Origin of the sequence: Streptomyces sp. NRRL S-1813 (assembly GCF_000719605.1) — a bacterium.
Classification (GTDB): Bacteria; Actinomycetota; Actinomycetes; order Streptomycetales; family Streptomycetaceae; genus Streptomyces; species Streptomyces decoyicus.
Window position 1 is genome coordinate 23668 of sequence record NZ_JOHB01000023.1, and the last position, 23906, is coordinate 47573.

At 70.4% G+C, this 23906-nt stretch carries 21 protein-coding genes; 13 read left to right on the plus strand and 8 right to left on the minus strand.

Annotated features, from left to right (window positions below; all coding sequences use genetic code 11):
• Positions 1–48: 48 nt before the first annotated feature.
• The 4 genes from IF67_RS0126950 to IF67_RS0126965 all read left to right on the plus strand — a co-directional run bounded on the left by IF67_RS0126950 (position 49) and on the right by IF67_RS0126965 (position 5947).
• Positions 49–810 (plus strand): TIGR03089 family protein, encoded by a 762-nt coding sequence (locus tag IF67_RS0126950; protein WP_030989899.1) that lies wholly within the window; start codon positions 49–51, stop codon positions 808–810.
• 168 nt (positions 811–978) lie between these two features.
• On the plus strand, positions 979–2205 hold the full coding sequence (locus IF67_RS0126955; protein WP_420708720.1) for an LCP family protein: 1227 nt from the start codon (positions 979–981) through the stop codon (positions 2203–2205).
• Positions 2206–2429: 224 nt separating this feature from the next.
• On the plus strand, positions 2430–4181 hold the full coding sequence (locus tag IF67_RS0126960) for an LCP family protein (RefSeq protein WP_030989902.1): 1752 nt from the start codon (positions 2430–2432) through the stop codon (positions 4179–4181).
• Between the two features lie 71 nt (positions 4182–4252).
• Positions 4253–5947, plus strand: coding sequence for an LCP family protein (locus tag IF67_RS0126965; protein WP_030989904.1), 1695 nt, complete (start codon positions 4253–4255; stop codon positions 5945–5947).
• A gap of 324 nt (positions 5948–6271) precedes the next feature.
• On the opposite strand, the gene IF67_RS0126970 is transcribed toward IF67_RS0126965, so the two are convergent.
• A complete protein-coding gene (locus IF67_RS0126970) occupies positions 6272–7318 on the minus strand; it encodes a glycosyltransferase family 2 protein (protein ID WP_030989906.1) in 1047 nt (348 codons plus the stop codon).
• 275 nt (positions 7319–7593) lie between these two features.
• Between IF67_RS0126970 and IF67_RS0126975 the strand changes: the two genes are divergently transcribed.
• The 3 genes from IF67_RS0126975 (at position 7594) to IF67_RS0126985 (ending at position 10299) form a co-directional block, all read left to right on the plus strand.
• On the plus strand, positions 7594–9063 hold the full coding sequence (locus IF67_RS0126975; protein WP_037839900.1) for an LCP family protein: 1470 nt from the start codon (positions 7594–7596) through the stop codon (positions 9061–9063).
• A gap of 70 nt (positions 9064–9133) precedes the next feature.
• A complete protein-coding gene (locus IF67_RS0126980) occupies positions 9134–9643 on the plus strand; it encodes a hypothetical protein (RefSeq protein ID WP_030989911.1) in 510 nt (169 codons plus the stop codon).
• Positions 9644–9717: 74 nt separating this feature from the next.
• On the plus strand, positions 9718–10299 hold the full coding sequence (locus IF67_RS0126985) for a VanZ family protein (RefSeq protein ID WP_030989913.1): 582 nt from the start codon (positions 9718–9720) through the stop codon (positions 10297–10299).
• On the opposite strand, the gene IF67_RS0126990 is transcribed toward IF67_RS0126985, so the two are convergent.
• Positions 10250–10804: an acyl-CoA thioesterase gene (locus IF67_RS0126990; RefSeq protein WP_030989916.1), complete on the minus strand. Its 555-nt coding sequence runs from the start codon at positions 10802–10804 to the stop codon at positions 10250–10252. The genes IF67_RS0126985 and IF67_RS0126990 overlap by 50 nt on opposite strands.
• Before the next feature lie 272 nt (positions 10805–11076).
• Here IF67_RS0126990 and IF67_RS0126995 point away from each other — a divergent pair, with 272 nt between their 5' ends.
• The gene (locus IF67_RS0126995) at positions 11077–12366 is read left to right on the plus strand and encodes an LCP family protein (protein WP_030989918.1); all 1290 of its coding nucleotides are present in this window, start codon (positions 11077–11079) and stop codon (positions 12364–12366) included.
• A 97-nt stretch (positions 12367–12463) separates the two neighbouring features.
• Here the strand turns inward: IF67_RS0126995 and IF67_RS0127000 are convergent, their stop codons facing one another.
• Entirely contained in the window at positions 12464–13639 is a 1176-nt protein-coding gene (locus IF67_RS0127000; RefSeq protein WP_030989919.1) for an acyl-CoA dehydrogenase family protein, read from the minus strand.
• A 255-nt stretch (positions 13640–13894) separates the two neighbouring features.
• Between IF67_RS0127000 and IF67_RS0127005 the strand changes: the two genes are divergently transcribed.
• Both IF67_RS0127005 and IF67_RS0127010 read left to right on the plus strand, forming a co-directional pair.
• Positions 13895–15235 carry a UDP-glucose dehydrogenase family protein gene (locus IF67_RS0127005; RefSeq protein WP_030989921.1) on the plus strand — a complete coding sequence of 447 codons (1341 nt, stop codon included), beginning with the start codon at positions 13895–13897 and terminating at the stop codon, positions 15233–15235.
• Positions 15236–15320: 85 nt separating this feature from the next.
• Positions 15321–15689 carry a VOC family protein gene (locus IF67_RS0127010; protein ID WP_030989923.1) on the plus strand — a complete coding sequence of 123 codons (369 nt, stop codon included), beginning with the start codon at positions 15321–15323 and terminating at the stop codon, positions 15687–15689.
• Between the two features lie 18 nt (positions 15690–15707).
• On the opposite strand, the gene IF67_RS0127015 is transcribed toward IF67_RS0127010, so the two are convergent.
• Genes IF67_RS0127015 through IF67_RS0127025 form a run of 3 tightly spaced genes read right to left on the minus strand, consistent with a single transcriptional unit; the run spans position 15708 to position 18597 of the window.
• Positions 15708–16895, minus strand: coding sequence for a dipeptidase (locus IF67_RS0127015; RefSeq protein ID WP_030989925.1), 1188 nt, complete (start codon positions 16893–16895; stop codon positions 15708–15710).
• Entirely contained in the window at positions 16892–17461 is a 570-nt protein-coding gene (gene purE / locus IF67_RS0127020; protein ID WP_030989927.1) for a 5-(carboxyamino)imidazole ribonucleotide mutase, read from the minus strand. The genes IF67_RS0127015 and purE overlap by 4 nt, the downstream gene beginning before the upstream one ends.
• The gene (locus IF67_RS0127025) at positions 17458–18597 is read right to left on the minus strand and encodes a 5-(carboxyamino)imidazole ribonucleotide synthase (RefSeq protein ID WP_037839902.1); all 1140 of its coding nucleotides are present in this window, start codon (positions 18595–18597) and stop codon (positions 17458–17460) included. The genes purE and IF67_RS0127025 overlap by 4 nt, the downstream gene beginning before the upstream one ends.
• Positions 18598–18762: 165 nt before the next feature.
• Between IF67_RS0127025 and IF67_RS0127030 the strand changes: the two genes are divergently transcribed.
• Positions 18763–19194 (plus strand): protease inhibitor I42 family protein, encoded by a 432-nt coding sequence (locus tag IF67_RS0127030; RefSeq protein ID WP_234341358.1) that lies wholly within the window; start codon positions 18763–18765, stop codon positions 19192–19194.
• Positions 19195–19349: 155 nt separating this feature from the next.
• Positions 19350–19859 (plus strand): GtrA family protein, encoded by a 510-nt coding sequence (locus tag IF67_RS0127035; RefSeq protein WP_030989930.1) that lies wholly within the window; start codon positions 19350–19352, stop codon positions 19857–19859.
• A 64-nt stretch (positions 19860–19923) separates the two neighbouring features.
• Here the strand turns inward: IF67_RS0127035 and IF67_RS0127040 are convergent, their stop codons facing one another.
• Positions 19924–21171, minus strand: coding sequence for an ATP-binding protein (locus tag IF67_RS0127040; protein WP_030989931.1), 1248 nt, complete (start codon positions 21169–21171; stop codon positions 19924–19926).
• 6 nt (positions 21172–21177) lie between these two features.
• Positions 21178–21858: a response regulator transcription factor gene (locus IF67_RS0127045; protein ID WP_030086430.1), complete on the minus strand. Its 681-nt coding sequence runs from the start codon at positions 21856–21858 to the stop codon at positions 21178–21180.
• Between the two features lie 502 nt (positions 21859–22360).
• Here IF67_RS0127045 and IF67_RS0127050 point away from each other — a divergent pair.
• The gene (locus tag IF67_RS0127050) at positions 22361–23893 is read left to right on the plus strand and encodes a peptide MFS transporter (protein ID WP_030989933.1); all 1533 of its coding nucleotides are present in this window, start codon (positions 22361–22363) and stop codon (positions 23891–23893) included.
• The last annotated feature ends 13 nt before the right edge of the window (positions 23894–23906 follow it).

Here is a 23906-nt window from a genome sequence, read left to right on the forward strand (position 1 = left end):
GCTGTGCCCGGCCCGCCGCCGGCCGCCGCCGCGCGTACCCTGGCCGCGATGAACGCCACCGATCGCACCCCCGCCGACCTGCTGAGTTCCGCGCTCGCCGCGGACCCGGCCCGCCCGCTGGTGACCTTCTACGACGACGCCACCGGCGAGCGCGTGGAACTGTCCGTCGCGACCTTCGCCAATTGGGTGGCCAAGACCGCCAACTACCTCCAGGGCGATCTGGCCGCCGAGCCCGGCGACCGGCTCGCGCTGCTGCTGCCCGCGCACTGGCAGACCGCCGTCTGGCTGCTGGCCTGCTCGTCGGTGGGCGTGGTCGCGGAGGTGGACGGCGATCCGGCCGCCGCCGATCTCGTCGTCGCCGGGCCGGACCGGCTCGATGCGGGGCGCGGCTGCTCCGGGGAGCGGGTGGCGCTGGCGCTGCGCCCGCTGGGCGGCCGTTTCCCGCAGCCGCCGGAGGGTTTCGCGGACTACGCCGTCGAGGTGCCGGGCCAGGGCGACCGGTTCGCGCCGTTCGTACCGGTGGACCCGGGGGCCGCGGCCCTGGTCGTCGGCGGCGAGGAGCTGACCGGTGCCGGGATCGTGGCACGCGCGCTGGCCGACGCGGACGCGGCCGGGCTGCCCGAGACGCCCCGGGTGCTGTCGGGGCTGCCGTACGACACCTGGCAGGGCCTGTCGTACGGGCTGTACGCGCCGCTGGCGACCGGCGGTTCCGTGGTGCTGTGCCGCCACCTGGACCAGCTGGACGCACCGGCCACGGCCACCCGCGAGAGCAGCGAGAAGATCACGTTCAGGGCGCCGCTGCCGCACTGAACGGCACTCCCCCGTCCGGCGGACCGGTGGCGCCCGCGGCGGGCCGGTTCGCCCTTTTCGGTCCATGATCTTGAGTACGTACAACCCTGCGCGGGTTTCGTCCGTCTCTTGTTCCGTCCGGGCCCGTGTGCGGGCGCGACGCCGACTCCGTGAGGGATGGACGCACAGGTGACCGAGACCCCCGAACCCCCCAGGTTCACCGGCTGGGGCGAGCGCCCCGCCCGGGGGCCGGGTTCGGACCGGCCGGGACCGCCGCGCATTCCGCCCCACCGGTGGGGCTGGCGGCGCTGGGCCGCACTGGGGACCGCCGGTTTCCTGCTGGGCGGGGCCGGTACCGGCTGGGCGGTGTACACCAAGCTCAACGGCAATATCCACACCGACAGCGCCACCGAGAAAGAGCTGCGCAAGTGGGAGTCCGAGCGGCCCCCCGCGGGCCCGCCGAACGCCGAGAACGTACTGCTGCTCGGTTCCGACAGCCGTAAGGGCGACAACCGCCAATACGGCCGCAGCACCGGCCAGCGCTCGGACACCACGATGCTGCTGCACCTCGCTTCGGACCGGAGGAGCGCGACCGTGGTGAGCATCCCGCGCGATCTGGTGGTGACCGTTCCGCACTGCAAGAACCCGGACGCCACGGAGACCGAACCGCGGACGACCCGGTTCAACGAGGCGTTCGCGCTCGGCGGCGCGGCCTGCACGATCCGGACGGTCGAGACGCTGACCGGTATCCGTGTCGACCACTACCTGATCATCGACTTCGTCGGCTTCAAGAAGATGGTGGACGCGGTGGACGGCGTCGAGATCTGTCTGACCCGGCCCGTCGACGACCGCGAGGCGGAGCTCTCCCTGCCCGCGGGCCGGCAGACGCTGCACGGCGAGGCCGCGCTCGGATTCGTACGGGCCCGTAAGAGCCTGGGCAACGGCAGCGACACCCAGCGTATGCAGCGGCAACAAGACTTTCTTGGCGCTCTCGTGAAGAAAGTGCAGAGTAATGGTGTCCTGCTCAATCCGACCCGGCTGTATCCGGTGCTGGATGCCGCGACCAGTTCACTGACCACGGACGCCGCGCTGGCTTCCCTGAAGGGGCTGTACGAATTGGTGCGCAGTACCCGCAGCATTCCCACCGACCAGGTCCAGTTCATGACCGTGCCGCGCCGGGAGTACCGCTACGACCCCAACCGCGACGAGCTGCTCCAGCCGGACGCCGGCCGGCTCTTCGGACAGCTGCACAGGGATCTTCCGGTGTCGGTGAAGCCCCCGCCCGGCACCAAGGAGGAGCCGGTCCGCACGGGAGACGGATCACCGGCCGGCCGGGCGGCCGGACCGCCCTCGCCGTCCCCGAGTTCGGGCCCCGCCTTTCCCGGAACGACGGCGGAACACGGGATCTGCGAATAAAGATGCCGCAAAGTACAGCCGGTGACTCGAATGGATTGGGCGGATTGCCCAGTTGTAGGCAAGTGGAATTTGTCACGAGCGTCGCGGGGCGCTGAACTGGGCGGATAGTGTGAGCGATCCGGTCGCAGGACCAGCTGACCGATGAACCATGCAATGCACGATCGACCGACCGAGCGCCTTGAGGGGATGGCGCCGCGTGGCACCGACGGAGGACTCAAGGCACCGTGGACGCGCAAGGCCGTGGGCGGGCGGGCGACAACAATGTCGATCCCGCCGATCAGTGGGTGTTCGACCCGAACACCGGCAACTACGAGCTGCGGCTTGACCATGCAGGTCAAGCCCCCGCTCGCCCCGCCGACCGCAAAACGGCCGGCTCCAGACGCGCCGCGGGCAGGTCCGGCGGCGACACCGACACCCGGCCGCTGCCGACCCAGCGTGCGCGCGGGGACGAGAGCGCCGATGCCGACGAGCGCCCCGGCGGCGGCCGTGCGTCCCGCCGGGCGGCCGGCAGCCGTGCTGCGGCAGCGGCGGCGGGCCCGGCCGGCCGTCGTAAGCGCAAGCCGAAGAAGTCCGGCAAGCAGAAGGCGCTGTACTGGACGGCCGGTGTGGTGGGCTTTGTCCTCGTCGCCGGCTGCGGTGGCGCGTTCTACCTCTACCAGCAGCTGAACGGGAACATCTCCAAGGTCGACGTCGGTGTGGAGAACGACGCGGTCTCCGACGGCCCGGTCAACGTCCTCATCATCGGCACGGACGCCCGCTCCGGGAAGGGCAACTCCGGCTACGGCGACGCCGGCAGCGTGGGGCATGCGGACACCACGATCCTGATGCACATCTCCAAGGACCGGTCGAACGCCACCGCGCTGAGCATCCCGCGCGACATGATCACGGACATCCCGACCTGCCCGACGAAGCAGAAGGACGGTTCGACGAAGAACATCCCCGGCGAGCACGGGGTGCGCTTCAACACGAGCCTGGGCCAGGAGGGCCGGGACCCCGGCTGCACCTGGCGCACCGTCGAGAAGCTGACCGGCCTGAAGATAAACCACTTCATGATGGCCGACTTCAATGCGGTCAAGTCGCTGTCCACCGCGGTCGACGGCGTCGAGGTGTGTGCGGGCAAGGACCTCAACGACCCCAAGTCGCACCTGAAGTTGAAGGCCGGCCGGCACATCGTCAAGGGCGAGCAGGCACTGGCCTTCGTCCGTACCCGGCACGCCATCGGATTCGGCAGTGACCTCGACCGGATCAAGATGCAGCAGCAGTTCCTCAGCTCCCTGATCCGCAAGCTGAAGTCCAGCGCCTTCAGCAGCCCCGGCAAGCTCTACGACGTCAGCCAGGCGGCGACCAAGGCACTCACCGTCGACACCGGTATCGGCAGCGCGAACAAGCTGCTGGACTTTGGTACCGACCTCAAGAAGGTCGACATCGACAAGGTCACCTTCGCCACGGTGCCGGTGCTGGACAACCCCGACGACCCGGCCACCGTCATCCTCAACAAGACTGCGGCGGACCCGCTGTTCGCGATGGTGCGAGCGGACCACGCGCTGGCCAAGGGCAAGAAGGGCAAGGGCAAGAAGTCCGCTCCGGCGAAGAAGGCTCCGCCCGAGCAGGTGCGGGTCGACGTCACCAACGGCGGCGGGCCGATCGGCTCGGCCCAGGAGACCGTGGACTGGCTCCAGAACACCAAGGCCGCCAAGCTCTCCACCAACGCCGGCAACGCGCCGGCGAAGCTGGCCGCCACCCGCCTCGAATACGCGCCCAACCAGGCCGGCCAGGCCGCCACCCTGGCCGACTGGATGGGGCTGCCCAAGAGCGCGCTGAAGAAGTCCTCGCAGAACGCCGGTGACCGCGTACCGATGAAGCTCACCCTCGGCAAGGACTTCAAGGCACCGGGCTCACCGATCGAGGCGCCGACCGAAACCCCGGACGGGGTGCAGAACGTCAATGCAGATGACAAGAACGTCTGCGCGAAGTGACCTGAGCGGGATCCGGCCGCCCCGATGAGGCGCCGAGCGCACCACCGGACCGAAAACGGGGAGAGAGCCCAATGCGGCAGAGCAGTGTGCGTGGTGACCGATCACGCAGGCGACGCCAACCGGATGCACAGGAGCCGGGTTGCGACGACGGTCCGTACCAGGACCAGGGGCTGCCGCCGGACGCACCCGGCTGGACGCCCCCCGCGGGCGGTGCCGTGTCCTCCGGTGACGGGGACGGGCCCGCCGAGGGGGGCGGGCACCGCAAAGGGGGCCGGCCGCGCGGCGGCAAGGGCCGCAAGGTGCTGCGCTGGACCGCCCTCACCGTCGCCGTCCTGATAGTGGGCGGCGCGGGCGCCGGATACTGGTACTACGAGCACCTCAACGCGAACCTCCGCAAGGCACCGCGGTCCCTGGGCGGGGGCGGTCTGAAGAAGCCGGACCCCAATGCCTTCGGGCAGAGCCCGCTGAACATCCTGCTGCTGGGCTCGGACGGCCGGAACAGCAAGAAGAACATCGAGCTCGGCGGCGCCCGGCAGGACGCGGACCGCAAACCGCTCGCCGATGTGCAGATGCTGCTGCATGTCTCCGCCGACCGCAGCAACATGTCGGTGATCTCCATACCCCGGGACACCCGGGTGACGATCCCCGAGTGCACCGACCCGAAGACCCACAAGGTCTATCCGCAGAGCTCCGCGGCCATCAACGAGTCGCTCCAGCACGGCGGTCCGGGCTGCACGCTCGCCACCTGGCAGGAGCTGACCGGCATCTACGTCGACCACTTCATGATGGTCGACTTCTCCGGCGTGGTGGACATGGCGGACGCCATCGGCGGTGTCCCGGTCTGCGTCGACAGAAACGTCTACTCGCACGACAGCAAGGGCCACGGCAGCGGGCTGCGGATGGAGAAGGGCACCCATCCCGTCAAGGGCGTGCAGGCGCTCCAGTGGCTGCGTACCCGCTACGGCTTCGAGGACAACACCGACATCGGCCGGGCCAAGGCTCAGCACATGTACATGAACTCGATGGTCCGTCAGCTGAAGAAGGGCACCAAGCTCTCCAACCCGGGGCAGCTGCGTGACCTGGCGGAGGCCGCGACCAGGGCGCTGACCGTCGACGACGGCCTCGACACCGTCAAGAAGCTCTACGACCTGGGCGGCGACCTCAGCCGGGTGCCGACCAAGCGCATCACGATGGTCACCATGCCCTGGCAGTACAGCCCCGACGAGTCGTATGTCATGCCCAAGCCCGGCGACGCGGAGGCGACCTTCGGGCTGCTGCGCAACGACACCGCGCTGGACGGCAAGGACAAGAAGAAGAAGGCGACGCCGGACCCCGAGCCGTCGACTCCCAAGGGGCAGCTGAAGGTTGTGGTGCAGAACGGCACCAACAGCACGGTGAGCGGGCCGGTCTCCGGCCGCGCTTCGGTCGTCCAGCAGCGGCTGTCCGGCCTCGGCTACTCCGCGGCCGGCACCGACTCCGCGCTCACCACCCAGGCCGACACCACCCTCACGTACCGGGACAAGGGGCAGCGCGGCGACGCCCTGGCGCTGGCGAAGGCGCTCGGACTGCCCAAGAGCGCGGTACGGGAGTCCAGTTCGGCCACCGGGATGCGGCTGGTGGTCGGCAACGACTGGCGCAACGGCTCGGCGTACCCGAAGAAGTCGGGCGAAGAGAAGGCCGCCGACAAGGCCCCGGACAGCGCGGATGCGCTCAACGGCGAGGACTCCAAGGCCTGCATGAAGGTGAATCCGCAGTACAGCTTCTAGGGCCGGCACCCTGGCCGGCCTTCCGGGGCCGGCGCCCTGTCTGACGCCTTGGAGGGCTGACACCCAGGCCGGACGCCTTGAAGGGCCGACAGGCCGGCCAGGGGTGACATCTGACGGGACTCACGCCTGACGGGGCCGGCGCCTGACGGGGCCGGCGCCTACTGGGGCTGTCGGCGGCTCTGTTGGGTTTTTTCCCCGCCGCCCACCCCCCTTCGGGGGGTGGGCGGGTGTGGAGGGGAGGTTAGCCGGAGCGTCCGGTCCAACTCAGTCCGGGCTTTGCTCCGCCCCGGCCTGCCCGGCCTGCCCGGCCTGCTCCGCCGTGCCCTATTCCGCTCCGGCCCGCTCCGCCCCGGCCGCCGGGGTCATGACCGCCGGGCGGCGGCTGGCGATGACCTTCTTGGCGAGCGAGCGGGGGCTGGTCAGGAAGCCGATGCCCCAGGTCAGGTGCATGGTGGCCAGGGCGAGGGGGATCTGGGCGCGGGCCTTGAGGGACAGGCCCTTGCCGGCGGGCAACGACCCCGCGGTGATGGCCGCGAGATAGCCGGCCGGCACGACCAGGCCCCAGGGGGTGACCGCCGCGCCGACCACCAGGCCCGCCGCGATGGCGCACACCGCGGTCGGCGGCGCGAGATAGCGCAGGTTGATCGAACCGGCGTGGTAACGGGCGACGACGTGGCGCCACTTGCCGTAGTCCTTGTACTGCTTGGCCAGCGCCTTCACGCTCGGCCGCGGGCGGTACTGCACCCGTAGCTCGGGCGAGAACCAGATCTGCCCGCCGGCCTCACGGATACGGAAGTTCAGCTCCCAGTCCTGGGCACGGATGAACTCCTCGTTGTAGCCGCCCTGCTGCTCCAGCACCTCGCGGCGGAAGACGCCGAGGAAGACGGTCTCGGCGGGGCCGGCCTGCCCGCCCGTGTGGAAGGCGGCATTGCCCACACCGATCTTGGAGGTCATCGCGGCGGCGACCGCGTCCTCCCACGCGTTCTCCCCCTCGGCGTGCATGATGCCGCCGACGTTCGCGGCGCCGGTCTCCTCCAGGAGGCGCACGGCGGTGGCGATGTAGTTCGGCGAGAGCATGCCGTGGCCGTCGACGCGGACCACGATCGGATGCCGGGACGCCTTGATCGCGGCGTTCAGCGCCGCGGGGGTACGGCCGGTGGGGTTCGGCACCGTGTGCACCCGGGCATCCTCGGCGACGAGCTCGGCGGCGATCTCGTCCGTACGGTCCGCGGACGGGCCGAGGGCGATCACCACCTCCATCTCACCGGCGTACTCCTGCTCCAGGATGTGCCGGACCGAGTTGCGCAGGTGTCGTTCCTCATTGAGCACCGGCATGATCACGGAGACGGCCGGGGGCTGCTGCTGCGGCATGGTTCCTCAGGGGTACGGCCCGCGGCGGAGCCGCCAGCGACGGCAGCGCCCGCCGGGAGACTGCAGAATCGCGCCTCACGTTACCGCGAATGGGGGACGGCGTCGGACGCAGCCGGGTGGGCCGGAAACAGATGTCCGGCGTGTGACGCTTTGCATCCGATCATATGGACTTACATTGCTCTCGCCGCATTCGCCCCCGATCGTCCCCTGCCCGCCCCGATCCGCTCCCCCCGCCGGGCACCGATCACGCCCGTCCAGCCGCGGAGGTGTCCCCCGTGACCGCGCCGTTCCGCTCCCCCCGTCCGGCCAGGCGCCGGGCCCGGTCCGGCCCGCGCCGGCGACCGCCGGGCCCGCGCTGGGGGCTGCGGATCGGCGCCGTCACGTCCGTGCTGGTGCTGGCCGCGAGCGGCGTCGGGCACGCCGTGGTCACCGGTGTGGAGAGCGGTATCGGCCGGGTGGACGCCTTCAAGGGCATGAGCGACCGGCCCGGGGGCGGCGACGGCCTGAACTTCCTGGTCGTCGGCACGGACGGGCGCGACAAGCTCACCCCCGCGGAGAAGCAGAAGTACCACCTGGGCGGCGCGCCCTGTCACTGCACCGACACCCTGATGCTGGTGCACCTCTCCGCCGACCGGGACCGCGCCAGCGTGGTCAGCCTCCCCCGCGACTCCTATGCCGAGGTCCCCGCGCATACGGACGCGGTGACCGGCGGGCAGCGCGCGAAGCACGCCATCAAGCTGAACGCGGCCTACGCCGAGGGCGGCCCCAGCCTGACCGTGCGGACCGTCGAGCACATGACGGGGGTGCATATCGACCACTACCTGGAGGTCGACTTCACCAGCTTCATGCGCAGCGTGGACGCGGTCGGCGGGGTCGAGATCTGCACCGTACGGCCGTTGCGCGACAGCTATACGGGCCTGGATCTGCCGGTCGGCAAGTCGGAGCTCAACGGCGGCCAGGCGCTCCAGTACGTGCGCTCACGGCATATCGACGGCTCCGCCGACCTCGGCCGGATGCAGCGCCAGCAGCGCTTCCTGGCCGCCCTCATCCACAAGATCACCTCCTCCGGAGTGCTGATGAACCCGATCCGCTTCAGGGACGTCGCCGACACGATGCTCAAGTCGGTACGGGCCGACTCGGGCTTCGAGGCCAATGACCTGGTCGATCTCGGGCAGGCCATGCGTGGCTTCACCCCCTCGTCCTCGGAGTTCACCTCCGTCCCCCTGGGCAATGTGGCCCAGCCGGTGCCGGGGGTCGGCTCGACCGTGCGGTGGGATCCGGTGCAGGCACCGAAGCTCTTCCAGGCGATCCGCGAGGACAAGCCGATCGCGATGCACCGGGACCGCAAGGAGCCGCGGGCGAGGGTCGTGGACGTACCGCCGGGACAGGTCCAGGTGCAGGTCGGCGACGGCAGCGACCGGCCCGGCCCGGCCGCCACGGTGACCAGCGCCCTGCGCGCCACCGGCTTCGCCGCCCCGGCCACCCCCGCTACCGCCACCGCCCCCTCTCCCGGCACGCCGCCCCGTACGGTCATCGCCTACGACCCGCGCTGGGACCGTTCGGCCCGCTCGCTGGCCGTCGCGCTGCCCGGCGCCGAGCTGCGCCCGGTGGCCGGGCGGGGGCCGGTGATGCAGGTGACGGTCGGCCAGGGCCGCCAGGCGGTGCAGCGGGTACGGGCCGAGGAGCCGCCGCAGAAGCCGGGCGGGATCTCGGCGATCACCGGTGACGAGGCCGTGTGCCCATGAGCGAGCGCAGCGGGAGCAGGGATGGGTGCGCGCCTCGCGAGCGCGGGACCGGGCGAAGCGAGGGTGCGGCATGAGCGTCCCCGCGCCCCGTCGCACCGCGGCCAGGCCGCCCGCGCGCCGTCCGGACCCACGTCGCGACGCACGCCGGATCGCGGTGGCCGTCGCGGCGATGTGCCTGGTCGCGGCCACCGCCGCCACGGCACCGGCGGCGCCCGCCGAGCCGACCGGCTGCGGGGATCTGGTGCGCGGTCAGCTGTGTCTGCGCGGTCCGGTGGGGGCCGACGGTACGTACACCGCGACCTATCGGCGGTATGGCGTGCCGGAGCGGCGCGAGGCGACTTCTGCCGGGGCGGTGGCGGGCGACGGGCGGGCGGCCGGCCGGGACGCGATCACCGTGCGGCTCGGGTATCAGCGCAAGAACGACCGGATCACCGCCTTCCCGGGCTGGTTCGGCACCCGGCGGACACAGGGCGGCACCGTCGTGCTGAGCGGCCGGGTGGAGATGCTCGCGGATGAATGCATCCGGGGCGTCATGGAGCGTGGCGAGACGGTCTATGTCACCAAGTGGAGCTGTAGCTGACGTCCAGGAGGTCCTTCGTGCTGTGGCTGTTCCGGGTGCTCCGGATGTTCTGGATTTCCTGAAAGGGGCGCATCGTGTGGCAGGTTGTGCTGGGCGTCACCCCCACCACGGTGGCGCTCTTCGTGGTGCTGTCCCTGGCGGTGGCCATGGCGCTCGCCCTGTGGACGGCGCTCGCCCCCGGCAGTGCCGCGCCGCGCACCGCGGCCCGGACGGCGCTCGCCGGGTGGCTGCTGCTGCTCCTGGTGGTGACGCTCGCGCCGAGCCAGCCGATCGGCTCCACGGACGCGACGGTGTGGTGGCGGCCCGGTGAGGGGCTGTTCGATCTGGGGGCCCAGCTGGAGCCCGGGGAGCTGACGATGCTGGTGCGGCGGCAGGTCGCCGATGCCGCGCTGTTCGTGCCCCTGTCGCTGCTGCTGAGGTTCGCGGCCCCGCGAGCGTCGGCCGCCGTGGCGTTCCTGCTGGGCGTGGGACTGTGTCTGGTCACCGAGACGGCGCAGGTGCTGATGCGGGCCGGCCGGATCGCCGATATCGACGATGTGATCTGCGCGGCGGCCGGCACGGTCATCGGGTCGGGACTGGCGCTGCTCGGGCAACTGGCGGTCGCCGCTATGCGTCGTCGAGGCCTTCCGCGGCGCGCCGTTCACGCAGCTCCATGATCGCGCGTCGCCGGGCGAGGCGGTGCGTCCGGCGGATCTGCGCCTCCTGGTAGCGGCGCTTGTCCCGCTCGGTCTCGGGGAGCACCGGCGGCACCCGGCGCGGCTTGCCCTGCTCGTCGACGGCGGCGAAGACCAGGTAGGCGGAGCCGACCTGCTCGGGCGGGAGGGATTCGTTCCAGCGCTCGGCCAGGACCCGTACGCCGACCTCCATCGAGGAGCGGCCGGTCCAGTTGACCTGGGCGCGCACATGCACGAGGTCGCCGATCCGGACGGGTTCGAGGAAGGCCATCTCGTCCATGGAGGCGGTCACGGCGGGCCCGCCGGAGTGGCGTCCGGCCACGGCGCCCGCCGCATCGTCGACGAGCTTCATGATCACGCCGCCGTGCACCGTTCCCAGCAGGTTCGTGTCACCGGCCGTCATGATGTGGCTGAGCGTGATGCGGGATACGGACGTGGGCTTGCCCACAACCTCGCCCTCGGGGTTGTCGGTGACGAGTTCGGTCATGCAGCCAGCCTAAGTGTCGGCCGAAGGGCACCGACCCGCGCCGATCGTGAGACTGGTCTCGCCGTTTGCGCAGGTCCGTGACACAGGTCTCACGCCCCTCGCCGGAAACCATCCGGAATGATTGCTTCCATTCATGCAGGTCGGAATGGTCACGGCCGCTTGCGGTATGCGGCGGAAGGCCGCCGTAGCTTTGCATCAGCTCTGCAACAGCCGTGGCCCGATCCCGCACCCGCTCTATGGAGTACCCCTCTGCGGCATGCACACTTCCCCGTATGAATGAGTGGCCCAATGGGTGGTCCGGCGACCAGAGCGGCAACCGGTACGGACACGGCAGCGGCAGTGCCGAGCCGGAGGGGGCGCGCGCGATGCCACGGGTGCAGCGCGACGCGGGCCCCGGCTATCAGCGGCACGAGCCCCCGCTGCCGCCGTCGATGTCCCCGCGCCGTGGCGCGGCCGTGCCGCCGCAGCAGTCCCAGGGCTACGACGACGCATACGACAACGGCTACAACACCGGCCAGGTCTACGGCGGCGGCCGTGGTGGCGGTGACGGCTACGGCGACGGTCCCGGCGGCGGCCGGCCGCGCCCCCGCTGGGGCAAGCGCATCAAGTGGACGGTCATCACCCTGGTCGCCGTGCTGGCGGTCACCTCGGTGGCCACCTACTTCTGGGCCGACGGCAAGCTCCGCCGCAAGGTGGACCTGAGCAAGGTCATCGACCGGCCCGTGACGGGCGACGGCACGAACTACCTGATCGTCGGCTCGGACAGCCGCGAGGGCATGTCCGCCGCGGACAAGCAGAAGCTGCACACCGGCTCCGCCGAGGGCAAGCGCACCGACTCGATGATGATCCTGCACGACGGCAGCAACGGCCCGACGCTGATATCCCTGCCGCGTGACTCGGACGTGGAAATACCCTCGTTCGTCGGCTCGGACTCCGGCAAGAAGTACCCGGGCACCGGGCGGCACACCAAGCTCAACGCGGCGTACGCCGAGGACGGCCCCGAGCTGCTGGTGCGCACCGTCGAGTTCAACACCAAGCTGCACATCGACCACTACGTCGAGATCGGCTTCGCCGGCTTCGCCAACATCGTGGACGCCATCGGCGGCGTCGAGATGGACATCCCCAAGGCGTTCAAGGACAAGAGCTCCGGCGCCGACTTCCCGGCCGGCAAGCAGACGCTGAACGGCCAGCAGGCGCTCGCCTTCGTCCGGACCCGGCACGCCTTCGCCGGACAGGACCTGGACCGGACGAAGAACCAGCAGAAGTTCCTGGCGACCCTGGCGAGCCAGACCGCCACCCCCGGCACCGTCCTCAACCCGTTCAAGCTCTACCCGACGATGAGCGCCGGCCTGGACACCCTCACCGTCGACAAGGACATGGGCCTGTGGTCCCTGGGCAACATGTTCTTCGCGATGAAGGGCGTGACCGGCGGCGAGGGCAAGTCGATGAACATGCCGATCTCCGGCAGCACCGGCGGCAACCTGGTCTGGGACAAGGCCAAGCTCCGGCAGCTGGTCCAGCAGCTGAACAACGACGAGAAGGTCACGGTCTCCGGCAACTGACCGGCGGCCCACCGCACCAAGAGGGGCCCCGGACCGCCACTGCGGTCCGGGGCCCCTCTGCTGTGCTCTTCCGTGCGCTTTCCGCGCCCGCGCCCGCTTACTGCGGCAGGTTGCGCGCCATCACGATCCGCTGGACCTGGTTGGTGCCCTCGTAGATCTGCGTGATCTTGGCGTCCCGCATCATCCGCTCGACCGGGTAGTCACGGGTGTAGCCGTAGCCGCCGAGCAGCTGGACGGCGTCCGTGGTGATCTCCATGGCGGCGTCCGAGGCGTAGCACTTGGCCGCGGCGCCGAAGAAGGTGAGGTCCTCGCCCTTGCCGCCGGCGGAGATCCGCTCGGACCTGGCCGCCGCGGCGTAGGTGAGCTGCCGGGCCGCCTCCACCTTCATGGCCATGTCGGCGAGCATGAACTGGACGCCCTGGAAGTCACCGATCGGCTTGCCGAACTGCTTGCGCTCCTGGACGTAGCCCTTGGCGTAGTCCAGGGCGCCCTGGGCGATGCCGAGCGCCTGGGCCGCGATGGTGATGCGGGTGTGGTCCAGGGTCTTCATGGCGGTGGCGAAGCCGGTGCCCTCCGCGCCGATCATGCGGTCGGCGGGGATCCGGACGTTGTCCAGGTAGACCTCGCGGGTCGGGGAGCCCTTGATGCCGAGCTTCTTCTCCGGGGCGCCGAAGGAGACACCCTCGTCGCTCTTCTCGACGACGAAGGCCGAGATGCCCTTGGAGCGCTTCTCGGGGTCGGTGACGGCCATGACCGTGTAGTACTCGCTGACGCCGGCGTTGGTGATCCAGCGCTTGACGCCGTTGAGGATGTAATGGTCGCCGTCGCGGACGGCCTTGGTCTTCATCCCGGCCGCGTCGGAACCGGCGTCCGGCTCGCTCAGGCAGTACGAGAACATCCCGTCGCCCTTGGCCAGCGGGCCCAGGTACTTCGCCTTCAGCTCCTCGGAGCCGGAGAGGATCACCGGCAGCGAGCCGAGCTTGTTGACCGCCGGTATGAGGGAGGACGAGGCGCAGACGCGGGCGACCTCCTCGATGACGATGACGGTCGCCAGCGCATCGGCGCCGGCACCGCCGTAGGCCTCCGGTACATGGACGGCGTGCAGGTCGTTGGCGACCAGCGCGTCGAGCGCCTCCTGGGGGAAGCGGGCCTCCTCGTCCACCGCGGCGGCGAACGGCGCGATTTTCGCCTCGGCGAGCGAGCGCACCGACTCGCGGAGCATGTCGTGCTCCTCGGACGGCCGGTACAGATCGAAATCAGCGGTTCCCGCCACGCTTTCTCACTCCCCTGTGAGCTGTCGGCAGTGCTAACTACCGTTAAGTAACTCTTTACCTCTCCGGATTCTAGGGGCCTGACCGGGCCTGCGGATACGTGAGGTTGCCGACAGTTACAGAGCTGCCCGCCACGGCCCGGCGGAGGTCCTACCGGGCCCGACTATGCTCGGTCAGCGCCGTTTTCCCCCGTCCCGTCACCCGACCCCGCCCCTCGACGCCGGCGCCCCGCGCCGCACTGCCTGTTTGGAGCATCCATGGCCCTCAAGATCACCGTGATCGGCACCGGCTACCTCGGCGCGACCCACGCCGCGGCCATGGCCGAGCTGGGGTTCGAGGTGCTGGGGCTGGACGTGGTCCCCGAGAAGATCGAGATGCTTCAGCGGGGCGAGGTCCCGATGTACGAGCCCGGCCTGGAGGAGCTGCTGCGCCGCCATGTCGACGGGATCGAGGGGTCGACCGGCCGGCTGCGCTTCACCACCTCCTACGAGGAGGCCGGGGCCTTCGGCGATGTCCACTTCGTCTGTGTGAACACTCCGCAGAAGCACGGCGAGTACGCCTGTGACATGTCGTACGTGGAGACCGCCTTCGACTCGCTGGCGCCGTATCTGACCCGGCCCGCGCTGGTGGTCGGCAAGTCGACGGTGCCGGTCGGCAGCGCGGCCCGGCTCGCCGAGCGGCTGGCCGCGGCCGCCCCGGCGGGTGCCGCCGCCGAGCTGGCCTGGAACCCGGAGTTCCTGCGCGAGGGGTTCGCCGTCAAGGACACCCTGCACCCGGACCGGATCGTCGTGGGCGTGGCCGGTGAGCGGGCCGAGGAGCTGCTGCGCGAGGTGTATGCCGCCCCGATCGCCGAGGGCTCCCCCTTCATCGTCATGGACTACCCGACGTCCGAGCTGGTGAAGACCTCCGCCAACTCCTTCCTGGCGACGAAGATCTCCTTCATCAACGCCATGGCGGAGGTCTGCGAGGCGGCCGACGGCGATGTGGTGAAGCTGGCCGAGGCCATCGGGCACGACGACCGGATCGGCAAGAAGTTCCTGCGGGCCGGGATCGGCTTCGGCGGCGGCTGCCTGCCCAAGGACCTGCGGGCCTTCATGGCGCGCGCCGGTGAGCTGGGCGCCGACCAGGCGCTGACGTTCCTGCGCGAGATCGACTCGATCAATATGCGCCGCCGCGGTCACATGGTCGAGCTGACCCGGGACGCGGTCGGCGGCGGCTTCCTCGGCAAGCGGGTCGCCGTTCTGGGGGCGACCTTCAAGCCGGACTCGGACGACGTCCGGGACTCCCCCGCGCTCAATGTCGCCGGCCAGATCCACCTCCAGGGCGGCCAGGTGACGGTGTACGACCCCAAGGGCATGGAGAACGCCCGGCGGCTCTTCCCGACGCTGGCGTACGCGGACAGCGCGCTGGAGGCGGTACGCGGCGCGGACGTGGTGCTGCATCTGACGGAGTGGCGCGAGTTCCGCGAGCTGGACCCGGCCGCGTTGGGCGACGTCGTCGCCGAACGCCGCATCCTGGACGGCCGCAATGCCCTCGACCCGGAGCTGTGGCGCAAGGCGGGCTGGACGTATCGGGCGCTGGGGCGCCCGCGCGCCTAGTTCCCCACGTACGCGGCGCCGCAAGCCCCACGGCGGGACAGCCAAAAACGTCGGAAGCCACCCCAGGCGCAGCTATCGTGACGCCATGAGCCTGATCACACTCGGTGTTGTCGCACTGGACTGTCCCGATCCACATGCGCTCGCCGGTTTCTACGCCGGGGTGCTCGGCTGGCAGGTGACCGGAGGGGACGACGAATGGGTCGAGGTCGCCGGACCGGACGGCCGGGCCCTCGCCTTCCAGCGGGTGGCGGACTACCGGCCGCCGCGGTGGCCCGGCCAGGACGTGCCGCAGCAGCTGCACCTCGACTTCGACGTACCGCGAGCGAAGATCGACGAGGCCGAGCGCAAGATCGTCGCGCTGGGGGCCGAGCTCGTCCAGCACGACGACGGCAAGCGCGACTGGCGGGTCTATCTCGACCCGGCCGGGCACCCGTTCTGCCTCTGTCTGAGGTGAGGGCCCCGGCCCGGTGCGTCAGCCGTCCAGCTGCTCGATCGTCGCGTGGGACGGGCCGCGCCGCTGCTGCTCGGCGCGCGCCACGTCCTCGGCGGCGCGCAGCGTGCGGACGGCGTTCTGCCAGGTGAGCTTGGCCAGGTCGGCCTCGGACCACTTGCGGTCCAGCAGCTCGGCGATCAGGTTCGGGTAGCCGGCGACATCAGCCAGATCGGCCGGGGTGAAGGCGGTGCCGTCGAAGTCGCCGCCGATACCGATGTGGTCGACACCGGCAACCTCGCGCATGTGGTCGAGGTGATCGGCGACCGTGGCCGCGGTGGCCATCGGGCGGGGGTGCGCGGCTTCGAAGTCCCGCTGGACCCGCATGCCCGCCTCGGTGGTGTCGAGGTGGTGCAGACCGTGGGCCCGCATGTTCTCGTCGGCGCGCAGCGTCCACTCGACGGCCGCGGGCAGCACGAACTTCGGCACGAAGGTGGCCATCGCGACACCGCCGTTGGCGGGCAGCTGCGCCAGCACGTCGTCGGGGATGTTGCGCGGGTGGTCGCAGACGGCCCGCGCGGAGGAGTGCGAGAAGATCACCGGCGCGGTGCTGACGCGCAGTGCGTCGCGCATGGTGTCGGCCGAGACGTGCGAGAGGTCGACCAGCATGCCGCAGCGGTTCATCTCACGGACGACCTCCTCACCGAAGGCCGACAGCCCGTGGTGGCGCGGTTCGTCGGTCGCGGAGTCCGCCCAGTCGAGGGTGTCGTTGTGGGTGAGCGTCATATAGCGCACGCCCAGCCGGTGCAGCGCACGCAGGGTGGCCAGCGAGTTGTGGATGGAGTGGCCGCCCTCGGCCCCCATGAGGGACGCGATCCGGCTCTCGTCCCGGGCCGCCTCCATGTCGTCGGCGGTGAACGCGAGGCGCAGCGCCTCGGGGTGGCGGGCGACCAGCTCCCGCACCACATCGATCTGTTCGAGGGTCGCGCTGACGGCCTTGTCGCCCGCGTAGTCGGCGCGTACGTACACCGACCAGAACTGCGCGCCGACGCCGCCGGTCCGCAGCCGCGGCAGGTCGGTGTGGAGGTGCGCGGACTGGTCGGCGGCGATATCGCGCCGGTCGAGGTCGTAGCGGACCTGCTCGCGCAGCGCCCAGGGCAGGTCGTTGTGGCCGTCGACGACGGGCCAGCGGGCGAGCAGATCCCGGGCGGCGTCCAGGGAGGAGCTCACTTGCCGCCCCCGAAGCCGAAACCGGCCGGGGAGGCGACCTTGTTGCGCAGCCGCTTGCCCTTCTCGGTGGCCTGGTCGTTCAGCTCCTGCTGGAACTCCCGCATCCGGCCGAGGAGTTCGGGGTCCTGGGTGGCGAGGATCCGGGCGGCCAGCAGCCCGGCGTTACGGGCTCCGCCGACGGAGACGGTGGCGACCGGCACCCCGGCCGGCATCTGCACGATGGACAGCAGCGAGTCCATCCCGTCGAGGTACTTCAGCGGGACCGGGACACCGATGACCGGCAGCGGGGTGACCGAGGCGAGCATCCCGGGGAGGTGGGCCGCGCCGCCGGCGCCCGCGATGATCGCCTTCAGGCCGCGCCCGTCCGCTTCCTCCCCGTACGCGATCATCTCGCGCGGCATGCGGTGCGCCGAGACGACATCGACCTCGTAGGGGATCTCGAACTCGGCGAGGGCCTGGGCGGCGGCCTCCATGACGGGCCAGTCGGAGTCGGAACCCATGACGATGCCGACCACGGGGGACGGGTCGGCGGGGGTCGCGTCGGCGGTCGTTGCGCTGGACGTCATTCGGTGATCGTTCCTCGCAGATAGCCGGCGGCGTGCGCGGCGCGCTCGCGCACATCCGCCAGATCGTCGCCGTAGGTGTTGACGTGGCCGACCTTACGGCCGGGCTTCACATCCTTGCCGTACATATGGATCTTCAGCTGCGGGTCCCGCGCCATGCAATGGAGGTACGCGTAATACATGTCGGGGTAGTCGCCGCCGAGGACATTGGCCATGACCGTCCAGCGGGCGCGCGGGCGCGGATCGCCGAGCGGGAGGTCGAGAACGGCACGGACGTGGTTGGCGAACTGCGAGGTGATCGCGCCGTCCTGGGTCCAGTGGCCGGAGTTGTGCGGGCGCATGGCGAGCTCGTTGACCAGGATGCGGCCGTCGGCGGTCTCGAAGAGCTCGACGGCCAGATGACCGACGACGTCCAGCTCCTGGGCGATGCGCAGCGCCAGTTCCTGGGCCTGGCCCGCCAGCTCCGGGTCGAGGCCGGGTGCCGGCGCGATCACGGTGTCGCAGACGCCGTCGACCTGGATGGACTCCACGACCGGGTAGGCGACGGCCTGGCCGTGCGGGGAGCGGACGATGTTGGCGGCCAGTTCGCGGGCGAAATCGACCTTTTCCTCCGCAAGGACGGGCACCCCGGCGCGGAACGGCTCGGAGGCCTCCTTGGAGGATCGCACGACCCAGACGCCCTTGCCGTCATAGCCGCCGCGGACGGTCTTGAGGATCACGGGGAAGCCCGCACCCTCCGCCGCGAACCGCTCGACATCGGCGGGATCGGACACGATGCGGTGCCGCGGGCAGGGCACGCCGATCGCGTCCAGCTTCGCCCGCATCACCCCCTTGTCCTGGGCGTGCACCAGCGCATCGGGGCCGGGCCGTACGGGGATCCCGTCGGCCTCCAGTGCCCGCAAATGCTCGGTGGGAACATGCTCGTGATCGAAGGTGATCACATCGCAGCCACGGGCGAAGGCACGCAGCGTGTCCAGATCGCGGTAGTCGCCAATGACGACATCACCGACCACCTGAGCCGCCGAATCCTGCGGAGTGTCGCTGAGGAGCTTGAATTTGATGCCGAGGGGGATACCCGCCTCGTGGGTCATACGGGCGAGCTGACCGCCGCCGACCATGCCGACTACCGGGAACGTCACGCCCCCAGGGTATCCGTACGTCACCGCCGGCCCCGACGCGGGCTTGGATGATCCTCTGAGTGCGCACGTTCGAAGATCGTCGGTGGAAGATCGAAAGCGGCGGTTACTCTCGGGTTTCGGGGCGGGACCGGTGCCCGGATAGGGGCCCGGCAAAGGGGAGGCCGGATGGAGAACAGTGGCATATCGAGGGGCTCCAGGACGCTGGTGATCGCCGTCGCGATCGCCGCGCTGCTGATCGCCCTGTACTCCGTTTTCAGCCAGTTATCGGCGCCCGAGGTCTATGACGCGGACGACACCGAGATCACGGTATCCGCCGGCGACCGCTTCAGTGTGAAGGTCGCCGACGACCCCGCCGACGGCTATCGCTGGATCATCGCCGAACCCCGCCCCGACCCCTCGGTCCTCAAGGCCGCCGGCGGGCGCGTGGTCACCGCCGGCCCGCCCCCGACCGGCTCCGGCACCGCCCGCTACCTCTCCTTCGAGGCCGTCCGCCCGGGCCGTACGGACTTACGGCTGCTGCGCTGCCGGCGCTGCGGCACCGGTGCGGCCGACGAGAAGGGCGCCCGCAGCCTCAACTTCCGTGTCACCGTCGGCTGATCGGTGGTCACTGTCGGCTGACCCGTTCGGACCGCGAGGCCTTGCGCACGGACAGGACAGATGGCAGGCACGGCTCTCCACCCCTGGTTAGCATGAGGGAGCGGACCAGGATGACGGCCGCGGACACCGCCCACGACGGGAGCTGAACGATCACCATGAGTGAACGGAGCGCGCTGCGGTCGAGGCTGGAGGCGCTGGTTCGCGAAGTGGCGAAGTTCGGCGCGGTCGGCGGCGCGGGTGTCGTGGTCAACTTCGCGGTGTTCAACCTCGTGCGGCATCTGACCGAGGTACCCGTCGTCCGGGCCAGCATCATCGCGACCGTCGTGGCGACCGGCACCAACTATCTCGGCTACCGCTACTTCACCTACCGTGACCGCGACAAGCAGGGCCGGACGAAGGAGCTGACGCTCTTCCTGCTGTTCAGCGCGATCGGCCTGGTGATCGAGAACGGACTGCTCTACGTCGCGACGTACGGGTTCCGCTGGGACAGCCCGCTCCAGAGCAACATCTTCAAGTTCGTCGGCATCGGCGTCGCCACGCTCTTCCGCTTCTGGTCCTACCGCACCTGGGTCTTTCGTGCGCTGCCCGCGCGGGAGGCCGTGGAGACCGCCGAGTCCTTCCTCACCGACCGCTCACCGCGCCCGCGCAGCGCCTCCCGGAAGTAGCCAGGGGCACGCCGGATCCCGCAGGGCACGCCGGGCCCCGCAGGGCGCACCGGCCCCCGCGGGCTCACTCGTCGACGGAATCGGCTTCCCGGGCCAGGAACAGCGCAAAGATCGGCGGATGCTGCTGGAGCAGCTCCAGCCGCCCGCCGTCCGCCTCCGCCAGATCGCGCGCGACGGCCAGCCCGAGCCCGGTGGAGTTCCGGCCGGACACCGTCCGCTCGAAGACCCGTGAGCCGAGGTCCGGCGGGACCCCCGGGCCGGCGTCGGTGACCTCGACGACCGCCTGGTTGCCGGTGACGCGGGTACGCAGCGCGACTGTCCCGTCGCCGTGCATCAGCGAGTTCTCGATGAGGGTGGCCAGCACCTGGGCGACCGCGCCCGGAGTGCCGACGGCCCGCAGCCCCTTCTTGCCGGAGCGCACGATGGCCCGCCCCGCACTGCGGTAGGCCGGCCGCCACTCCTCGATCTGCTGCTTGACCACCTCGTCGAGGTCGAAGGCGACCGCGGAGCCGCTGCGCGGGTCCCGGGAATTGGTCAGCAGCCGCTGGACGACATCCGTCAGCCGCTCCACCTGCGCCAGCGCGATGGTGGCCTCTTCCTTCACGGTGTCCGGATCGTCGGTGAGGGTGATCTCCTCCAGCCGCATGGACAGCGCCGTCAGCGGCGTCCGCAGCTGGTGGGAGGCGTCCGCGGCCAGCCGCCGCTCGGCGGTCAGCATCCGCGCGATCCGCTCGGCACTGGCGTCCAGCACATCGGCGACCCGGTCCAGCTCCTGGACGCCGTAGCGGCGGTGGCGCGGGCGGGGGTCGCCGGAGCCGAGCCGCTCGGCGGTCTCGGCGAGGTCCGTGAGCGGCGCGGTCAGCCGGCGTCCCTGGCGGACGGCCAGGATGACGGCCGCAATGATCGCCAGCAGCGCCACGGCCAGAATGACCAGCAGCGTCCGGCCGATCTCCGCACTGACCATGGAGCGGGACGCCTTGACCGTGACGGACTCGCCGCGGTCGCCGCGCACCTGCGACTGGATGACATCGCCCGTGGGCCGCTTGCCGATCTCGATCGGCTCCTTGCCGGGCACCTTGATCTGCGCGTACCGCTTGGCGGTGATCTGCTCGGAGAGGATGTCCGGGGTGATCTTCTCGCCGCTGCCCAGCCGGCTCTCCACTATCCCGACCAGCCGGACCGCCTCGGACGCCACACTCTCCTGGGCGCCGGCCTGGATGGTGCGGGTCTCGACGATGACGAGCGAGACACCGAAAACGGCGATCACGACGAGCACCACGGCGAGCGTGGAGTTGATCAGGCGACGGCGCACGGGCCCCTAGCTCTTCTCGAAGCGGAAGCCGACTCCGCGGACGGTGGCGATGTAGCGGGGGTTGGCGGCGTCGTCCCCGAGCTTCTTGCGCAGCCAGGAGATGTGCATGTCGAGCGTCTTGGTGGAGGACCACCAGGTGGTGTCCCAGACCTCGCGCATCAGCTGGTCGCGGGTGACGACCCGGCCGGCGTCGCGCACCAGGACCCGCAGCAGGTCGAACTCCTTGGCCGTGAGCTGGAGTTCCTCGTCCCCCATCCATGCGCGGTGCGACTCGACGTCGATCCGTACGCCGTGGGTGGCGGGCGGCTGCTGGGGCTCGGCGGTGGAGCCGCGGCGCAGCAGCGCCCGTACGCGGGCGAGGAGTTCGGCGAGCCGGAAGGGCTTGGTGACGTAGTCATCGGCGCCGGCGTCCAGGCCGACGACGGTGTCCACCTCGTCGGCGCGGGCGGTCAGCACCAGAATGGGGAAGGAGTGGCCTTCGTTGCGCAGCCGGCGGGCGACCTCCAGGCCGTCCATACCGGGCAGCCCCAGGTCCAGGACGACGAGGTCGATATTGCCCTGGAGACCGGCGTCGAGCGCCGTCGGGCCGTCCTCGCGCACCTCGACTTCGTAACCCTCGCGGCGCAGTGCGCGGGCGAGCGGCTCCGAGATGGACGCGTCATCCTCGGCGAGCAGTACACGGGTCATGGCCCGATGGTAGTCCGATGCATCCGGGCCGAGGGGCGGACCAGCGCGGATGGCCGACGACGGACCGTTCCTGCACCCTGAGCTGCACAAGCGTCGGCGCGCGCGAGAGCGCGCGGTCGCACGGAGGGGCGCCTGTAGTTCCCCGTTGCAGTGTGAGCGTTGTCTCACGCTGCCCAACGGCGGTGCGACGAGACGTATGGTGGCAGGACGTCCATCGCTCAACCTTCGGGACCTTTGACTCTCAACTGACGTCAACGGTCCCTCGTTGTGTGCAGGGCTGGAATCACCAGTCCCGCTACGCAGTGATCGACATGTCGACCGGTTCCACCGCGCTTGTAGCACGGGGGGCGTGGATCCCGGTGTACGACCGTCCTGCCGACCCCCCGCGGGGAGCCGAACCTCCCGGACGGGGGGCGGGCGGAGTTACGCCGGTACCGGTCACTCCCCCCGACCCGGGCGCGTACGGCGTGCGAACGCGTCCCGTAGCAGCAAGGAAGCATCCATGGCGTCCAGCCTGACGAAGGACGCGGCCCAGCAGGGGAACCCTGTAGACGGCGGCAAGACCTTCTTCGGCCACCCCCGCGGACTGGCCACGCTCTTCATGACCGAGATGTGGGAGCGCTTCAGCTTCTACGGCATGCGGGCCCTGCTCGTGTACTACCTGATCTCGGGCGGCGCCGACGGCGTCAAGGAAGGACTGCACACCGGCGGCCTCGCCATGACGGCGGCCGCGGCGTCCTCCATCTACGCGGTCTACCTGGCGATGGTCTACCTGCTCGCCATGCCCGGCGGCTGGTTCGGAGACCGTGTCTGGGGCCCGCGCAAGACAGTCGCCATCGCGGGCGGCGTGATCATGGTGGGTCACCTCACGCTGGCCATTCCGGGTGCACCGGCGTTCTTCGTCGGCCTGGCGCTCGTCGCGATCGGCTCGGGCCTGCTGAAGTCCAACATCTCGACGATGGTGGGCCACCTCTACGACGGTCCCGAGGACCCGCGTCGTGACGGCGGCTTCACGGTCTTCTACATGGGCATCAACTTGGGCGCCTTCGTCGCGCCGTTCGTCATCGGCACCGTCGGCGAGACCGTCAGCTGGCACCTGGGCTTCGCGCTCGCCGGCCTCGGCATGGGTCTCGGCGTCGTCCAGTTCCTGCTGGGCACCAAGAACCTGAACCCCAAGAGCAGCGTGGTCCCGAACCCGCTGTCCGCCCAGGAGCGCACGGCCTGGATGCGCAAGGGCCTGATCTGGCTCCTCGGCATCGCTGCCTTCTACGGCGTGGTCGCCGCGACCGGTCACTTCACGCTCAACTGGGCCCTGATCCCGATCACGGTGCTCGGCCTGGTCATTCCGACGGCGGTGCTGGTCCGCATCAAGCGCGACAAGGACCTGTCGGACAGCGAACAGACCAAGATGAGCGGGTACATCTGGTTCTTCGTGGCCGCAGCCGTGTTCTGGATGATCTACGACCAGGGTGGGTCCACGCTGGCCGTCTTCGCCAAGGGCTCCACCGCCGGCACGGTCTTCGGCTTCTCGTTCCCCGCGACCTGGTTCCAGTCGCTGAACCCGCTGTTCATCATGGCGCTGGCGCCGGTGTTCGCGTGGCTGTGGCTGTGGCTGGCCCGGAAGAACCAGGAGCCCAGCACGACGGTGAAGTTCGGCATGGCCCTGGTGGCCGTGGGCGCGTCCTTCTTCGTCTTCGTGGTCCCGATGATGATGGCCTCGGACGGCACCAAGGTCAGCCCGATGTGGCTGGTGTCGATCTACATGGTCCAGACGATCGGTGAGCTGTGCCTCTCCCCCGTCGGCCTGTCCGTCACCACCAAGCTGGCGCCCGGCAAGTACGCCAGCCAGATGATGGGCGTGTGGTTCCTCGCGGTCACGGCCGGCGACTGCATCACGTCGCTGCTCTCCATCGGCGGCGTGGACCTCAGCGGTACGACCGTGATCGGAGTGGAGGCGGCCCTCGCGGTGCTCGCCGGCCTCGCGGTGTACGTGTACCGCAAGAGGATCGTGGCGCTCATGGGCGGTGTGCACTGACCTCATCGGTCAA

What these genes read in the sequence shown, in the direction of transcription:
- IF67_RS0126950 (WP_030989899.1), top strand. Translation starts at nt 49, where the DNA reads ATGAACGCCACCGATCGCACCCCCGCCGACCTGCTGAGTTCCGCGCTC.
- IF67_RS0126965 (WP_030989904.1), top strand. Translation starts at nt 4,253, where the DNA reads ATGCGGCAGAGCAGTGTGCGTGGTGACCGATCACGCAGGCGACGCCAA.
- IF67_RS0126970 (WP_030989906.1), bottom strand. Translation starts at nt 7,318, where the DNA reads ATGCCGCAGCAGCAGCCCCCGGCCGTCTCCGTGATCATGCCGGTGCTC.
- IF67_RS0126980 (WP_030989911.1), top strand. Translation starts at nt 9,134, where the DNA reads ATGAGCGTCCCCGCGCCCCGTCGCACCGCGGCCAGGCCGCCCGCGCGC.
- IF67_RS0126990 (WP_030989916.1), bottom strand. Translation starts at nt 10,804, where the DNA reads ATGACCGAACTCGTCACCGACAACCCCGAGGGCGAGGTTGTGGGCAAG.
- IF67_RS0126995 (WP_030989918.1), top strand. Translation starts at nt 11,077, where the DNA reads ATGAATGAGTGGCCCAATGGGTGGTCCGGCGACCAGAGCGGCAACCGG.
- IF67_RS0127005 (WP_030989921.1), top strand. Translation starts at nt 13,895, where the DNA reads ATGGCCCTCAAGATCACCGTGATCGGCACCGGCTACCTCGGCGCGACC.
- IF67_RS0127010 (WP_030989923.1), top strand. Translation starts at nt 15,321, where the DNA reads ATGAGCCTGATCACACTCGGTGTTGTCGCACTGGACTGTCCCGATCCA.
- purE (WP_030989927.1), bottom strand. Translation starts at nt 17,461, where the DNA reads ATGACGTCCAGCGCAACGACCGCCGACGCGACCCCCGCCGACCCGTCC.
- IF67_RS0127030 (WP_234341358.1), top strand. Translation starts at nt 18,763, where the DNA reads ATGGAGAACAGTGGCATATCGAGGGGCTCCAGGACGCTGGTGATCGCC.
- IF67_RS0127035 (WP_030989930.1), top strand. Translation starts at nt 19,350, where the DNA reads ATGAGTGAACGGAGCGCGCTGCGGTCGAGGCTGGAGGCGCTGGTTCGC.
- IF67_RS0127045 (WP_030086430.1), bottom strand. Translation starts at nt 21,858, where the DNA reads ATGACCCGTGTACTGCTCGCCGAGGATGACGCGTCCATCTCGGAGCCG.
- IF67_RS0127050 (WP_030989933.1), top strand. Translation starts at nt 22,361, where the DNA reads ATGGCGTCCAGCCTGACGAAGGACGCGGCCCAGCAGGGGAACCCTGTA.